Below are 15,468 nucleotides of genomic sequence, written 5' to 3'. Positions count from 1 at the left end.
AGCGCTTGACGGGCATCCATGCCCGTCACCTCCCTCCGCAAGAACTCCACTCGGCCTCCTGAAGTCGCAATTGGTGTTGCCTGAACTATCGCGCACCTAGAAGCAAGAGCAAACATCAAGAGCAAACATCAAGAGCAAACATCAAGAGCAGCTTATTCGGATCTCACTCGTCAGCCGCCCCGAGACTTTCATGAATTGTTGACGATCTTTTCACGTTGCCCCCTTTAGCGTCGCCCGCCAACCAATCCAGCAGACAACCGCTCCCCGAGGCACTCGTGTCACGCACAACTCCCCCCGCTCGCGAATCCATCGACTGGGCCGGCCTCGGCTGGCTTGTGCTGTTCTTCTGGTACTTCTCCGGCATCACCCAAGCGCTGCTGCTGTTCAGCGGCACCACCGGCTTCGCCGGCTTTCGCGACGCCTTCGTCCTCAGCAGCCTGTGGCTGGCACCGATACTGCTGCTGCCACGCCTGACCCGCCCGCTCGCCGCGCTGATCGGCCTGGTGCTCTGGGCCAGCTCCCTGGTCGGCCTGAGCTACTTCGCCATCTACCGCCAGGAATTCTCGCAAAGCGTCATCTTCGTGATGTTCGAATCCAACACCACCGAGGCCAGCGAATACTTCAGCCAGTACTTCAGCATCTGGCTGGGCCTGGCATTGCTGCTCTACAGCATCGTCGCCGTACTGCTGTTCAAACGCATCCGCCCGGTCACCCTGCCACTGTACGGCCGCCTGCCAGTGGTCGCCCTGTTGTTGCTGGCGACCCTGGGCTACCCCTTCTACAAACAGATGGTCGGCCAACAGCGCAACTTCGCCGACGCCCAGGAAAAGGTCGAACAGCGCATGGCCGCTGCGGTGCCATGGCAACTGGTGGTCGGCTACCGGCAATACCGCCAGCAGCTGGACAGCATGCAGGCATTGCTGCAACAAAACGCCGCCCTGCCACCGCTGCAAAACCTCAAGGACAGCAGCGGCGATGCCCCGCGCACCCTGGTACTGGTGCTGGGCGAGTCCACCACCCGCGAACACATGCGCCTGTATGGCTACGACCGCGACACCACGCCGAACCTCGACGCCCTGGCCGCCAGCGACAAGCGCCTCACCGTGTTCCGCGACGTCGTCTCGCCGCGCCCCTACACCATCGAAGTGATGCAGCAGATCCTCACCTTCGGCGACGAACAGCACCCTGATCGCTTTCTCAGCGAACCGTCGCTGATCAACCTGATGAAACAGGCCGGCTACAAGACCTTCTGGATCACCAACCAACAGACGATGACCAAGCGCAACACCATGCTCACGACCTTCTCCCAGCAGACGGACGTACCGGTCTACCTGAACAACCAGCGCAACCAGAACGCCAGCCAGTACGACAGCGTGGTGCTGGCGCCCTTCGAAAATGCCCTGCACGACGCGGCGCCGAAGAAGCTGATCATCGTCCACCTACTGGGCACCCACATGGACTATCGCTACCGCTACCCGGCAGAGTTCGCCCACTTCAACGATGGCAACGGCGCGCCGCCGACACTGACGCCCAGCCAGCTGCAAACCTACAACTTCTACGACAACGCGGTGCGCTACAACGACTTCGTCGTCTCCGACCTGATCAAGCGGTACGCGGCCAGCACCCCGAACGGTTTCCTGTTGTACCTCTCCGACCATGGCGAGGATGTCTACCGCTCGGGCAACCATGACCGCCTGGGTCGCAACGAGGCCGACCCCACGCGGCCGATGTACACCATCCCGTTCCTGCTCTGGACTTCGTCCAGCTGGCAGGCGAGCGCTCCCCGGGACCTTCGCTCCATGGTCAACCGGGCCTACAGCAGCTCGCACCTCATCCACACCCTTTCCGACTTGGCGGGGCTGAGCTATGACGGTTACGAACCAGCCAAGAGCCTGGTGAACCCACAATTCGTCGCCGGCCCGCGCTGGATCGGCGACCCCTACGCCAGCAACGGGTTGCGTGAATTCGACAAGCTGCCGATGGACAAGGCCGAGAAAGAACAACGTACCGCCAGCAACGACGCTCCCCACCCCGACGAGGGCTAAGCCCTCCACCACGCCCGCGCCGACCACAGGCCGCAACAACGTCGAAGCCGATATCCGAGCAATCAGATATCGGCTTTTTTTTGCGCGCATATTGATGAATTTTTTTCCGAACACATTATCTGGCACACAGCCAAACAAGACAAAAAGACGATATTAATATCTAAATAGACGAGAACAGGCACCTTAAAAATCAGGACAACAAGCAAATATCGCGCTATAGAGTGCGCTTAATACCCCACCAAAACGACGAAAAATATCATTCCAAAAAGGAATGATGTAGCGATTAATGGTCGTTTGTTGTCCGCGCCTTTCCAGGCCAATACTGATCTCTATCAATGCAATCACCACCGCCACGGTCCTGGAGAAACCGCTGGCAGGCCGGCGCTCATCCCGCGCTCGCCCTCCCTGCAATTGGAAGTGGTCAGAACACAACAAGAACAACAACTCACTTGAATGCAGATCAGCAGGTTGCCCATGACCCATGCGAACCACGACGCCAGTTCGACTGGCGCACCTCCAGCTTCCGGACACCTCAAGCGCACCCTCACCAGCCGCCACCTGAACATGATCGCCATCGGCGGCTCGATCGGTACCGGCCTGTTCGTCTCCTCCGGCGCCACCATCGCCCAATCCGGCCCCGGCGGCGCGCTGCTGGCGTTCGCGGTGATCGGCCTGATGGTCTACTTCCTGATGACCAGCCTCGGCGAACTGGCCGCCTGCATGCCGGTCAGCGGCTCGTTCTCCACCTACGCCTCGCGCTACGTGGATGAAAGCTTCGGCTTCGCCCTGGGCTGGAACTACTGGTACTCCTGGGCCGTGACCATTGCCGTGGACCTGGTGGCCGTGCAGATCATCATGGTCTACTGGTTCCCGGATACGCCCGGGGTGATCTGGAGCGCGGTCTTCCTGGCGCTACTGTTCGCCCTGAATGTCGCGTCGGTACGCTTCTTCGGCGAGGCGGAGTTCTGGTTCGCCCTGATCAAGGTCGTCACCATCATCATCTTCATCGCCGTGGGCGTGCTGATGCTGCTGGGTATCCTCGAAGGCGGCCAGGACGGCGGCAGCCACCTCTGGCAGATCGCTGACGCGCCGATCGCCGGCGGCCTGCCGGCGCTGATCGGCGTGGCGATGATCGTCGGCTTCTCGTTCCAGGGCACCGAGTTCGTCGGCATCGCCGCGGGCGAAACGACCAACCCCGGGCGCAACATTCCCAAGGCCGTGCGCCAGATCTTCTGGCGGATCCTGCTGTTCTACGTATTCACCATCATCGTGATCGGCCTGCTGATCCCCTACACCGACCCGCGACTGCTCAAGGACGGCCTGTCCGATATCACCATCAGCCCCTTCACGCTGATCTTCGCCAAGGCCGACATGCTCGCCGCCGCCGCGGTGATGAACGCGGTAATCCTCACTTCGGTGCTGTCCGCCGGCAACTCGGGCATGTACGCCTCCTCGCGCATGCTCTACAGCCTGGCTCGGGAACGCAAGGCACCCGCCATCTTCGCCCGCGTGACCCGCAGCGGCACGCCGGTCTGGGCGCTGCTGGCCACCGCAGCGGTCGCCGGCCTGTGCCTGCTGAGCTTCCTGTTCAGCCCCGGCAAGCTCTACCTGTGGCTGCTGAACACCTCCGGCATGCTCGGTTTCATCGCCTGGCTGGGCATCGCGGTCAGTCATTACCGCTTCCGCCGCGGCTACCTGCTGCAAGGCCATGACCTGGCCAGGCTGCCGTACGTCTCGAAGTTCTTTCCGTTCGGACCGCTGTTTGCCTTCGGCCTGTGCATGGTGGTGATGCTCGGGCAAAACTACCAGGCCTTCATTGGCGGGCAGATCGACTGGATCGGCGCCTTCGCCACCTACGTCGGCCTGGTGCTGTTCACGGTCATGTGGTTCGGCCACAAGCTGGTCACCGGCTCCCGAGTCGTGCGCTATCGGCAGATGGATTTCTCGGTGATCGAGACGCGCAAGGCCGAAGACAGCAAGGCCGTCGCCGAAACCTCCGTCACCACCCACCAGCAACCCGCCTGACAACACCAATGGCGGGCCTGGCCCGGCCCGCCCATCACTGCCTGGGATCATGATGAACAGCACCTTGCTCGATTCCTACTACGAAGCTACCGCCGACAGACCCCACTATCCGGCCCAGTCGGGTCGAACCGACACTCGCGTGTGCATCCTCGGCGGTGGCCTGGCCGGTCTGTCGACGGCACTGGGACTGGCCGAGCGCGGGGTAGGCGATGTGACCGTGCTCGAAGCACAACGCGTCGGCCATGGCGCCTCGGGGCGCAACGGCGGTTTCGTGTTCGGCGGCTACAGCCTCGGCAACGCCGACCTGCTGGCGACCCTCGGCGCCAGCGAAGCACGCCGCCTGTACCAGCTGACGCTCGACGCCGTCGAGCTGATCCGCGAACGCACCCGCAGATACGCCATCGACTGCGACCTGGTCGATCAGGGCGTGATCCTGGCCAACTGGTTCAACGACCCGTCGCGCCTGGAAAAACCCCGCCAGTTGATGAAGCAAGCCTATGGCGTGGAGTGGACGCACATCGCGCCCGGCGAGCTGAAAGAGCAGCTCAGGAGCGAGCGTTACTATGGCGGACTGCTGGAGCGCAACGCCTTCCACTTCCACCCGCTGAAGTACGTCTGTGGCATCGCCCGGGCCGCCACGCAAGCGGGCGTGACGATCTTCGAGCAATCGCCGGTCATCGCCATCGAGAAAAAGCCCCACGGTTACATCGTGCGCACCGGACAAGGTGAAGTGCACGCCGAGGAAGTGGTGTTTTCCGGTGGCGGCTATGCCCGAGGCGTCTACCCGCCGATCGAGCGCGCCGTGCTACCGATCGCCACCTATGTGGTGGCGACCCCTCCGCTGGGCGAGCGCCTGAAGGACGCCATCGCCTGCCAGTCGGCGATCTACGACACGCGCTTCGCCTTCGATTACTACCGGCCACTGAAAGACACGCGGATCCTCTGGGGCGGGCGTATCTCCATCCTCGACCGTGGGCCGCAGGCCATCGCCCGATTGCTCAAGGCCGACCTGCTGAGCGTCTACCCACAGCTCGAGGACGTGCCACTGGAGTACGCCTGGGGCGGACTGATGAGCTACGGGCGCCACCAGATGGCCCAGATCGGCCAGGATGCGCAAGGCATCTGGCACGCGGTGGGGTTCGGCGGGCATGGCATGGCGCCGACCACCGTGGCCGGCGAGGTGCTGGCCGACGCGATCGCCCGTCGGCTGCCGGTACCGGAAGGCTTCGCCAGATTCGGCCTCGAGCGCACCTACGGACTGGCTGGGATGCTCGCCGCGCAAGCCACCTACAGTGCCTTCCAGGCCCGCGATGCGTTCGATGCACGACGCCTGAATCGTTGAACGGTCCGGGCTGCGCGCCCGGTGAGCGCGGGCTTGTCTGGGCGCAGAACCACCGCGAACAACGCAGCGCCTGCTTCACGGGTACAGGTACTACACAATGCCCAAGACAACGGGGATCCTGTGGGAGCGGCTTCAGCCGCGAAGCAGGCGCCGCGGACGCGAGCCGGCAGGCGCGGAAACGGTTCGCGCCCGGCACACGGCGGGCCGGGCAATGCGAGTAGCCATCCCCGATACCCCGGCATAGCATGCAAGCCTGATGGTCGACCTACCAAACGGACTTGGAAGATGAACGCCAACACACGCCTCGATATCGCTGCCTTCGAACAACGCCCGCTCACCTCGCCCCATCGCGACACCCTGGAAACCTGCAGCCTCGAACAACTGCGCGACGTGCAGCTGCGCCGCTTGCGCTGGTCGCTGAAACACGCCTGGCGCAACGTGCCCTGGTACCGCCAGCAGTTCGAAGCCATGGGGCTGCACCCCGAGCAGCTGCAGCACCTCGGCGACCTCGCCCGCTTTCCTTTCATCGGCAACGCCGAACTGCACCACCACTACCCGTTCTCGCTGTTCGCCGTACCGGCGCGACAAGTGGTACGCCTGCAAGCCTGCCACGACGGCAGCGCCCGATCGCCGCTCATTGGCTACACACGCAACGACCAGGACGTCTGGGCGGCGCTGGTCGCACGCTCGCTGCGCGTTGCCGGCGCCCATGCCGGCGACCGCCTGCATGTGCTCGGCGACCTGGACGGTTTCAGCGCCGGCGCCGGCCTGCAACTGGGAGCCGAACGCCTGCGCTGCGCACTGATCCCCCTGGCGGCCCGCGAAGCGTGCGAGCAGGTTCGCCTGCTGTGCGACTTCCAGCCGCAAATGCTCGTGGCCAACCCTGCGCAACTGCTGGCCTTGGCCCATGAACTGGAACGCCAGGGCATAGCCCTGCCTGCGCTGTCCTTGCGCACCGTGCTGCTCGGCCCGCAACCGTGCGCCAGCACCCTGCGCCAGGAGCTGGAGCGGCGCCTGGGCGTCCAGACCCTGGCCTTGTACGGCGTGCCGGCCCTGATGGACCCCGGCATCGGCATGGAATGCCTGCAAGCCCGCGATGGCGTCACGCTGTGGGAAGACCACTTCTATCCAGAGATCATCGATCCGGACAGCGCTACGGCGCTGCCCGATGGCCACTTCGGCGAGGTGGTGCTGACTACCCTGAGCCGCGAGGCGCTGCCGATGATCCGTTACCGTACCGGCGAGATCGGCCGCCTGCTACCCGGCACCACGCACAGCATGCGCCGCCTGGAGCGTCTCGCCGGCCCCGAAGCCACTCTCTTGCGCCAGAGCGCCTGAACAGGACCCGCGCCATGACCGTGATGCACCCGCTGCAAGTCGCCGATATCCGCCGCGAGAGCGCCGATACCGTTTCGATCGCCTTTGCCGTGCCCTCGCACCTGGCGGCGACCTACCGCTTCGAGCAAGGCCAGTACCTGCAACTGGAAGCACAGTTGCAAGGCGAACCGGTGCGGCGTTCGTACTCGATCTTCAGCGCGCCTGACGACGGCGAACTACGGGTGGCGATCCGGCATGTGCCGCAAGGCCGTTTCTCGAGCTACGCCAACACCCAGCTGGCGGTGGGCGACACCCTGCTGGTGATGCCACCGGCGGGCTCATCCTATCGCCCCGAGCAGCAACAGGCCCAGGCTCATCATTGCCTGGGCATGGCCTCGGGCAGCGGCATCACGGCGCTGCTGCCGGTCATCAAGAGCACCCTGGAAAACGACGAGGGCAGCCGCTTCACCCTGGTCTACGGCAACCGCGACCGCGCCAGCCTGCTGTTCGGCGAACGCCTGGCCGCGCTGCAGGCCCTGTATGGGCAACGCCTGGAACTGATCCTGCTGTTCAGCCGGGAAAGCAACGACAACGGGCTTCCGTCCGGGCGCCTGGACCTGGCCATGTGCGACACGCTGTTTCGCGAATGGATCGACGTCAGCCGGCTCGATGCGGCGTTTTTGTGTGGCCCGCAGGCCATGGTCGAGACGGTGGGTGCGGCGCTGAAGGATTACGGCCTGGCAGCCGAGCGCCTGCATTTCGAACGTCTGGCCGAACCTGTGTTGCAGGTTTGCTGAGGACAGCGGGCCCTGCGCTGCCAGGCAGCGCAAGGCGAACGTGCGCTCAATCGCGATAATCGGCGACGTTGCGCATCCAATAGCCCTTGCCACGCACCAGACGCCGCTGGATCGAACAGGTTTCGGTGAGGTAGTCACGCACCTCGTTGACCGCCTGCGCCTCGCTGGCGATCCAGAACTGGCCGATTCCCGAGGGCAACTTCAGCTTGCTGATGCCTTCGAGCAACAGGTTGCTACCGGCCGGGTGCTCATCGCGGAAGTACCACTCGCAATTGACCGTCGCCAGCGAGTCCACCGCCTGCAGTTCGGTCAGGCTCGCAGCCTCCAGCACCACCAGCGCGCGGTCGCGCGGCGACAGGCTTTCGAGAATGCTCATCACCGCCGGGGTACCGGTTTCATCGGCCGCCAGCACCATCCATTCGGCATCCTCCTGGCGCTGGAAACCGCCGCGCAACGCCGAGCAGCCAATCTGCTCGCCGACCCAGGTCCGCTCCACCCAACGCCCCGCCGGGCCATGGTCATGGCGCACGAAGTCGACCTCGACCCGCGCCGATTGCGGATAATGCCGGCGTATGGTGTAGGCCCGGGTGACCTGGCTGGCGCCACTGGGCAGGAACAGCTTCAGCCATTGCCCCGGCTCACAGGGCGACTCCCCGGCGAACAGATCGCCCTTCAAGGTGACACGCCGCACCAGCGGCGTGACATCGCGGACATCGGTGACTTCGAGGTTGTATTTCAGCTTCTTGCGAAATTCGAGCATGAAAACTCCAGATTTACTTGGCTTTCGCCTTGGGTGAACGGGCCAGCCAGACGATCCCCAGCACCGCGCAGAACAACCAGGCGCTGGCCAGGGAGAAATCGTTCAGGGCCAGCATGTGCGCCTGTCGGTCGATGGTGCGTCCCAGCGATTCCAGGGCGCCCTGGGCCGACAGTCCGAGCTGGCCGAGGTTGTCCTGGGCCTGGGCGCTCCAGTGATCGAACGGGGTGATGCGCTCGGCCAGTTCCACCTGGTGCTGGCGCGCCCGGTGGTCCCAGAAGGCCGGGCCGAGCGAGACCGCGAAGCTGGCGCCGGTCATGCGCAGGGCGTTCTGCAGGCCCAGGGCCGCGGGGATCTTCTCTGGCGGCAGGCGCGACAGCGAGATGGCCACCAGCGGGGTGAACAGGAACGCCGTGCCGGCGCCCATCAGCACCGAGTTCCAGCCAATGAAGGCAATGTCCAGGTTGGTCTCGAAATGCATGCGCCACAGTGACGCGCCGATCCAGCAGATGAACGCCATGCTCGCCAGCACCCGCGCGTCGGCGTGCTGCATCATCCGGCCGATGAAAGGCGCCAGCGCCACCCCGGCGATCCCCAGCGGCGCGGTGGCGATACCGGCCCAGGTCGCGGTGTAGCCCATTTCGGTCTGCAGCCACAGCGGCACCAGCACCAGCGAGGCGAAGTACAGGGCGAAGCCCAGGCTCACGCACACCGTGCCGATGGCATAGTTGCGCTCCTTGAACAGGCGCAGATCGAGGATCGGATGCTGCGCGGTCAGCTCCCAGGTGATCAGCGAGGCGAAGCCCAGCACGGTGATCACTCCCAGGGCGCGAATCGGCGTGGAGGCGAACCAGTCCAGGTCCTGGCCCTTGTCGAGCAGGATCTGCAGCGACCCGACGGCGACCATCAGCAGCAGCAGGCCGACCACGTCCACCGGCAATTTGCGCGTGGGGTTGTCGCGCCCGTTCAGCACCTGGCCGAGGGCGAGCAGGATGAAGATGCCGACCGGCACATTTATATAGAAGATCCACGGCCAGCTGATGTTGTCGGTCAGGTAACCGCCGAGAATCGGGCCGCAGACCGGCCCGAGGAAAGTTGTCATCGACCACACCACCAACGCCGTGGTGCGCCGCGCGGGCGGGAATATCGCCACCAGCAGGGCCTGGGACAACGGCGCCAGGGGGCCGCAGACGGCGCCCTGGAACACCCGGAACACCAGCAGCGAGGTCAGGTTCGGCGCCAGGCCGCAGCACACCGAGGCCAGCACGAACAGCACCACGGCGCTGAGGAACAGCTTGACCTGGCCAAAGCGCTGGGCGAGCCAGCCGGTGAGCGGCAGGCCGATGGCCAGGGAGATGCTGAACGAAGTCAGCACCCAGGTGCCCTGGTCGGGGGCCACGCCAAGGTTGCCGGAAATGGTCGGCACCGCGACGTTGGCGATGGTGGTGTCGAGCACCATCATGAAGTTGGCCATGCCGATCGCCAGCGCGCCGAGCACCAGCGTGCCGCCACTGAGCGGCTCGATGGGACGCTTGGCGCTGCTCATCGGTCGTTCCTCGACACGCTAAGCTTTGACACCTGCAGGTTCTCGGCAATGATCCGGTTCACCAGCGCATCGCTGCCGCTGCCGACACTGCCGTAGACCTCGGTGTTGTCCTGCACACTGGTCGGCGCTGGCTCGTCCGGCTCACCCAGGGTGGCCTTGGCCGTCATCGACAGGCCGATGCGCAGCGGGTGACGCAGCACCTCCTCGCGGTCCAGGGCAATGCGCACCGGTACCCGCTGCACCACCTTGATCCAGTTGCCGGTGGCGTTCTGCGCGGGGATGGTGGCGAAGGCCGCCCCGCTGCCCGCCTCGATGCCCTGGATGCGGCCGTGGTAGACCACGCTTTCGCCATACAGGTCGGCGAACAGCTCGACACGCTGGCCAACCTTGATCTGGCCCAGCTGCGACTCCTTGAAGTTGGCTTCGACCCAGACCTTGTCCAGGGGCACCAGGCCCATCAGCACGGTGCCCGGCTCGATATGCTGGCCCACCTGCACGGCACGCTTGGTGATCAGCCCGTCGACCGGCGCCGGCACCTTGGTCCGCGCCAGCGCCAGGTAGGCTTCGCGCACCCGCTCGGCGGCGGCGGCCACCTGCGGATGGTTCTCCACCGTGGTGCCCTGGATTCGCGCCTGCAGCGCCACCAGCTTGGCCTCGGCCGCGCGCAGCCCCGACTGGGCGATCTGCGCGGCTTCCTCGGCGTGATGCAGGTCCTCGCCGGACACGCCGCCCTGGGCGATCACCGAGCGGCGCCGTTGCAGGTCCTGGTTGGCCCGGTTGGCTTCGGCCTGGCGCAGCTTGACCTGGGCGCTCAGGTCGTTTTCCTCGGCGTACAGGCTGTTGACCGTGCGCACGGTCAGGGCCAGTTGATGGGTGGCGGCGTCCAGGCTCAAGCGCGCGTCGGCCGGGTCGATTTCGACCAGGGCATCGCCGGCCTTGACCCTATCGGTGTTCTGGATGTTCACCGCGGTGGCGGTGCCGCGCACCTGGGCCGAGATCAGCACCACATCGCCGCGGACGTAGGCGTTGTCGGTGGTCTCGTAGAGGCGGCCATACATCCAGTACCACAGGCCGGCAACGACAGCCGCCGCCACGGCGACCAGGGCAATGAGCAGGAAAATCAGGCCACGGCGCGACTTGGTCGGCGCCGGGGCTGGAGTTTGGGTGGCATCAGTCATGGGAGGCTCCCGCAAGCGTGGTAGGGGTCTGATCGGCTTCTTTCCAGCCGCCGCCCAGGGCGCGCAGCAGGCCGGCCTGGTTCTGCAGCGCCGAGGTTTTCAGCTGGACCAGTTGCATGCGCGTGTCGAGCACCCGGGTCTGGGCATCGAGCACATGCAGGAAATCGGTGAGGCTCTGGCGATAGCGCAGGCTTTCCAGGTCGTAGACCTGCTCGGCCTCGTCCAGGCCCTGCACGGTCTTCAGGCGCTGGCCTTCGATGGCGCGCAGTTGCGAGACATGCCCGGCGACTTCTCCCAAGGCATTGACCAGCGTCTGGTTGTAGCTGGCCACGGCCTCGGCATAGCCGGCCTGCTGCCCCTGGTATTGGCTGCGCAGGCGCCCGGCGTCGAAGATCGGCAAGGTCACTGCGGGGCCCACGCCATAAGTGCGGCTGTCGTGGTGGAACAGGTTCTGGAAACTGAAACTCTGGAAGCCGGCGAATGCGAGCAAATCGATATTCGGATAGAACGCCGCGCGAGCCGCGCCGATGCGCTTGCCCTGGGCTTCGACACGCCAGCGCTGGGCGACCACGTCAGGCCGGCCACCGATCAGCTCGGCCGGCAGGTGGCTAGGCAGGGTTACGCTGCGACGCGGGTCGGCGATGCGTGGCCGCCATTGCTCGCCCCAGCCAGGGCCCTTGCCGGCCAAGGCGGCAAGACGCAACTGATAGCCACGAGCGACGCCTTGCAGACGCGCCTGTTCGGCTTCGAGCAAGGGAATCGGCCCACGGGCGCGAACAACGTCGACCTGGGTGCCCAGACCGGACTTCAACCGATCTTCGCTCAGGCGCAGGATGCTGCGGCGCTGTTCCAGGGTCTGCTCGACGATGGCCTGCTGTTCGAGCACCCCGCCCAGGGCGAACCAGGTTTCCACCAGGCTGCCGCTGAGCGCCAGGCGAGCGACCGCCTGGTCGGCCTGGGCGGCGCGCAGGCTGCCCACTGCTGCCTCGTTCAGGGCACGGTTCAGGCCCCACAGATCGAGGTTGTAGCGCCCTTGCAGCAGCGCCTGGCCATCGGTGTGCCAGACCCCGGCCTCATCGGCGCCGGTCTTGTAATGCTGCGAATCCTGGCTGCGCAGGATCTGGGTCATGGCCGAGAGATTCGGCCGGGTATTGGCCAGGGTAATGCCGGCCTCGGCTTGCGCCCGGTCGATCCGCGCACTGGCGATCGCCAGGCTGGGGGCGGTATCCAGGGCGGCGACCAGCAGGCGGTCGAGATCGGTGTCGTTGAACCGCTGCCACCAGCGGTCGTCCAGCGAGGACGAGGGCTGAGTGGCGACGCGGTCGATGTCCCGGCCAGCCTCGAGCTGTTCGGGTGCCAAGGGTTTCGGCGGTTCGGGGCTGTGCCCGGGGCTGACGCAGCCAGGCAGCGCCAGCAGCAGGCAGATCGCCAGCCCCTGCTGAAGCGAATGAGAGGATTCCATCACAACATCCTTGGAGGGTTGGGTTGCAGTGGAATGTTAGGGAGCCTCAGGAATATTGAAAATTGCAATAACCAGAGACTAGACTTGCATTTTTTGCAAAGGACTGCGCAATGAACCTACCGGACCTGAACCTGCTGCTGACCTTCGATTCGATGCTGCGCGAAGGCAGTGTCACCGGCGCCGCCGAACGCATGAACCTGAGCATCCCGGCCATGAGCCGACGCCTGTCGAACCTGCGCGAGGCCATGGGCGACCCGTTGTTCGTGCTGGCCGGACGGCGCCTGGTACCCACCCCCCTGGCACTGGAGCTGGCGCCTCAGGTGCATAACCTGCTCGAGGAAGCGCGTCATGTGCTGGGCACCAAACAGAAGCTCGACCTGGGCACGGTAAAGCGAGTATTCACCCTGCGCACCGAGGATGGCTTTACCGGAGCCTGGGCCCTACGCTTGAGCCAGCGCGTCGCGCAACAGGCCCCGCACGTGACCTTGAGCTTCATGGCCCAGGGCAACGAGGACGTCGCCGCGCTGCGCGACGGGCTGATCGACCTGGACATCGGCATCGCCGGCCCACTCGGTCCCGAGGTCTATAAACAGCGTCTGTACATCGACACCTTCGTTGGCGTGGTCAACAACCAGCACCCCCTCGCCCGCCTGGACAGTGTCAGCGCCGAGGACCTGGTGGCGTTCCCGCACCTTTCGGTGTCGCGCCGTGGCCGCACCCGTGGTCCGCTGGACCTCGAGCTGGAAAAGCTCGGCCTGCAACGCAAGGTGCCGCTGGTGGTGCCAGGCTTCCAGGCCGCCATGCAGCTGGCCAGCTCTTCGGAGATGGTCGCGATAATCCCGAGGCGCTTCGTCGAGTGGTCGCTGCCGCTGTTGCCGCTGCACATTTTTACCCTGCCGGTGGAAACCCCCGGCGGCGAGTTCTGCCAGGCCTGGCATCCCCGGGTGAACAACGACCAGGTGCATCGCTGGCTGCGCCAACTGGTGCAGGAATGCTCCGGTGGCTGAATCGATCAGCTTGCCGCGCAGGCAAATGCGAGCCCGCGGCGGCGCCCCTGCAATCGACAAAAACCGCCAACAGTAGCCAGCGCCAAAAAGCGCCCACAACCCCTCCTGCGAGCAATCGTAGATTGCACGTTTCGAAATTTACATTTAGTCACACTCATACCTAAGTTGTGGTCCGTGCAAGCCAGCATTTACCTCACAACAACAGCGCGCCGCCCGACACTCAAGGCGCGTGAGCAAACGGACACGGAGCAGACACATGATGGATCGAAACGGTTTCTCTCAAGAACGCAGGGGCCTTCAGACCTCCCAGGAGTACCTGGAAAGCCTGCGGGACGGCCGGGAAGTCTGGATCAACGGCGAACGGGTCGAGGATGTCACCGAGCACCCGGCGTTTCGCAATGCCGCGCTGATGAACGCGCGCTTCTACGATGCGCTGCATGACCCCGCGCTGCGCGACAAGCTCACCATCGAGATCGATGGCGCCCCGGGGCTGCGCTGCCACCGCTTCTTCCAGGCGCCGCGCACGGTCGAGGAACAGGTCGCCGCCCGCGACGCGATCGCCGAAACCGCCCGCCTGAGCTATGGCTGGATGGGTCGCACCCCGGACTTCAAGGGTGCCTGGATCGGCACCTTCGGCCCCAACCGCGACCTGTATGGCGAGTACGCCGAGAACGCCACACGCTGGTACAACTACAGCCGCGAGCGCCTGCCGTTCATCAACCACGCCGTGGTCAACCCGCCGGTGGACCGCAACCAGGACCCGAACACCTCCAATGTGTTCGTGCGGGTCGTCGAGGAAACCGCCGACGGTCTCTACATCAGCGGCGCCAAGGTGGTGGCCACCGGCGCGGCGCTGACCCAGTACACCTTCGTTGCCCACTACAACGTGATGTACCAGGACAAGAAGTACTCGCCGATCTTCATGATCCCCACCGGCGCCAAGGGCGTGAAGCTGATCTGCCGCACCTCCTACGAGCAGGCGGCCAGCAAGAACGGCAGCCCGTTCGACTACCCGCTGTCGAGCCGCATGGACGAGAACGACTGCATCCTGATCTTCGATCGCGCCTTCGTGCCATGGCAGGACGTGTTCATGTACGGGGTGGAGATGTCCAACAGCTTCATCCAGAAGTCCGGCTTCTTCGGCCGCACCTTGATGCACGGCTGCACCCGCCTGGCGGTGAAGATGGACTTCATCTGCGGGCTGTTCCTCAAGGCCGTGGAGATCTGCGGCACCCGCGACTTCCAGGGCGTGCAGGGCGCGGTGGGCGAAGCCATCGCCTTGCGCCACATGCTCTGGGGCTTGTCCGACTCGATGGCTTACCGCACCGAGAGCTGGAACGAGGAGTTTTTGCTGCCCAACCTGGAGTCGGCGCTGGCCTACCGCGCCATGGCGGGAGATGCCTACAGCCGGGTGATCAACCTGATCCGCAAGACCGTGGCCAGCGGCCTGATCTACCTGCCGTCCCACGCCAAGGACTTCCTCAACCCCGAGGTGCGGCCATTCCTCGACCAGTACGCCCGCGGCTCCAACGGCATCGGTGCCGAGGAACGGGCCAAGACCCTGAAGCTGTTGTGGGACGCCATCGGCACCGAGTTCGGCTCGCGTCATGAGCTGTATGAGGTCAACTACTCCGGCAGCTACGAGAAGAGCCGATTGGATACCCTGCACATCGCCAGCCATTCGGGGCGCACCGAGCAAATGCGAGCCCTGGCTGAACAATGCATGGCCGAGTACGACCTCACGGGCTGGACCGCGCCGGACTTCAAGGCGGCCTACGCGGCGCGCTGAGGCTGCGCGACGCGCGAAAATCGAGGCTGCCGCCCGGCGTGGGCGCGCAGCCTCGCCGCGTGGGTATCGCTCTTCTGAATCAATGCACACGTCCATGTGTGAATCCTTTCAGCGCTACTGGTCGATACACCTTAGAACAACCTTGTCGGCTTGTCGGCTGCGTTGTTTGCAATGATTCATTGCGCAGTCACCTTGCCGGGGCC

12 protein-coding genes are annotated in these 15,468 nt (G+C 64.9%); 7 read left to right on the top strand and 5 right to left on the bottom strand.

The features are described from left to right. Window positions 1-275: 275 nt before the first annotated feature. The gene (locus N5D48_RS03035; protein ID WP_279880873.1) at window positions 276-2,045 is read left to right on the top strand and encodes a phosphoethanolamine transferase CptA; all 1,770 of its coding nucleotides are present in this window, start codon (window positions 276-278) and stop codon (window positions 2,043-2,045) included. Window positions 2,046-2,228: 183 nt separating this feature from the next. Here the strand turns inward: N5D48_RS03035 and N5D48_RS03030 are convergent, their stop codons facing one another. Then, the gene (locus N5D48_RS03030; RefSeq protein ID WP_279880872.1) at window positions 2,229-2,528 is read right to left on the bottom strand and encodes a hypothetical protein; all 300 of its coding nucleotides are present in this window, start codon (window positions 2,526-2,528) and stop codon (window positions 2,229-2,231) included. On the opposite strand from N5D48_RS03030, the gene N5D48_RS03025 reads away from it, so the two are divergent. From N5D48_RS03025 to N5D48_RS03010, 4 genes are all read left to right on the top strand, one after another. Further along, a complete protein-coding gene (locus N5D48_RS03025) occupies window positions 2,520-4,070 on the top strand; it encodes an amino acid permease (RefSeq protein WP_279880870.1) in 1,551 nt (516 codons plus the stop codon). The two genes, N5D48_RS03030 and N5D48_RS03025, sit on opposite strands and share 9 nt — an antisense overlap. A gap of 52 nt (window positions 4,071-4,122) precedes the next feature. Beyond that, window positions 4,123-5,412 carry an FAD-binding oxidoreductase gene (locus N5D48_RS03020; protein ID WP_279880868.1) on the top strand — a complete coding sequence of 430 codons (1,290 nt, stop codon included), beginning with the start codon at window positions 4,123-4,125 and terminating at the stop codon, window positions 5,410-5,412. Window positions 5,413-5,697: 285 nt separating this feature from the next. Then, window positions 5,698-6,750: a phenylacetate--CoA ligase gene (locus N5D48_RS03015; protein ID WP_279880866.1), complete on the top strand. Its 1,053-nt coding sequence runs from the start codon at window positions 5,698-5,700 to the stop codon at window positions 6,748-6,750. Window positions 6,751-6,764: 14 nt separating this feature from the next. Beyond that, window positions 6,765-7,526, top strand: a complete 762-nt coding sequence (locus N5D48_RS03010) for an FAD-binding oxidoreductase (protein WP_279880864.1) — start codon at window positions 6,765-6,767, stop codon at window positions 7,524-7,526. A 46-nt stretch (window positions 7,527-7,572) separates the two neighbouring features. On the opposite strand, the gene N5D48_RS03005 is transcribed toward N5D48_RS03010, so the two are convergent. The 4 genes from N5D48_RS03005 to N5D48_RS02990 are packed head-to-tail and all read right to left on the bottom strand — an operon-like array spanning window position 7,573 to window position 12,469. Further along, window positions 7,573-8,286 (bottom strand): siderophore-interacting protein, encoded by a 714-nt coding sequence (locus N5D48_RS03005; protein ID WP_279880863.1) that lies wholly within the window; start codon window positions 8,284-8,286, stop codon window positions 7,573-7,575. Window positions 8,287-8,299: 13 nt separating this feature from the next. After that, on the bottom strand, window positions 8,300-9,829 hold the full coding sequence (locus tag N5D48_RS03000) for a DHA2 family efflux MFS transporter permease subunit (RefSeq protein ID WP_279880861.1): 1,530 nt from the start codon (window positions 9,827-9,829) through the stop codon (window positions 8,300-8,302). Next, window positions 9,826-11,007 carry an HlyD family efflux transporter periplasmic adaptor subunit gene (locus N5D48_RS02995; RefSeq protein ID WP_279880859.1) on the bottom strand — a complete coding sequence of 394 codons (1,182 nt, stop codon included), beginning with the start codon at window positions 11,005-11,007 and terminating at the stop codon, window positions 9,826-9,828. The genes N5D48_RS03000 and N5D48_RS02995 overlap by 4 nt, the downstream gene beginning before the upstream one ends. Continuing rightward, entirely contained in the window at window positions 11,000-12,469 is a 1,470-nt protein-coding gene (locus N5D48_RS02990) for an efflux transporter outer membrane subunit (protein WP_279880857.1), read from the bottom strand. Before N5D48_RS02990 ends, N5D48_RS02995 begins: the two co-directional genes overlap by 8 nt. A 110-nt stretch (window positions 12,470-12,579) precedes the next feature. Between N5D48_RS02990 and N5D48_RS02985 the strand changes: the two genes are divergently transcribed. Further along, the gene (locus tag N5D48_RS02985; protein ID WP_279880855.1) at window positions 12,580-13,476 is read left to right on the top strand and encodes a LysR family transcriptional regulator; all 897 of its coding nucleotides are present in this window, start codon (window positions 12,580-12,582) and stop codon (window positions 13,474-13,476) included. A gap of 256 nt (window positions 13,477-13,732) precedes the next feature. Beyond that, the gene (locus tag N5D48_RS02980; RefSeq protein WP_279880853.1) at window positions 13,733-15,265 is read left to right on the top strand and encodes a 4-hydroxyphenylacetate 3-hydroxylase N-terminal domain-containing protein; all 1,533 of its coding nucleotides are present in this window, start codon (window positions 13,733-13,735) and stop codon (window positions 15,263-15,265) included. Window positions 15,266-15,468: the final 203 nt, after the last annotated feature.

The sequence above is a fragment of the Pseudomonas sp. GD03858 genome (genome assembly GCF_029840925.1).
In the GTDB taxonomy this organism is placed as follows: domain Bacteria; phylum Pseudomonadota; class Gammaproteobacteria; order Pseudomonadales; family Pseudomonadaceae; genus Aquipseudomonas.
Note: the sequence above shows the minus strand (reverse complement) of the source record. Positions and strands in the feature narration are given on the sequence as shown.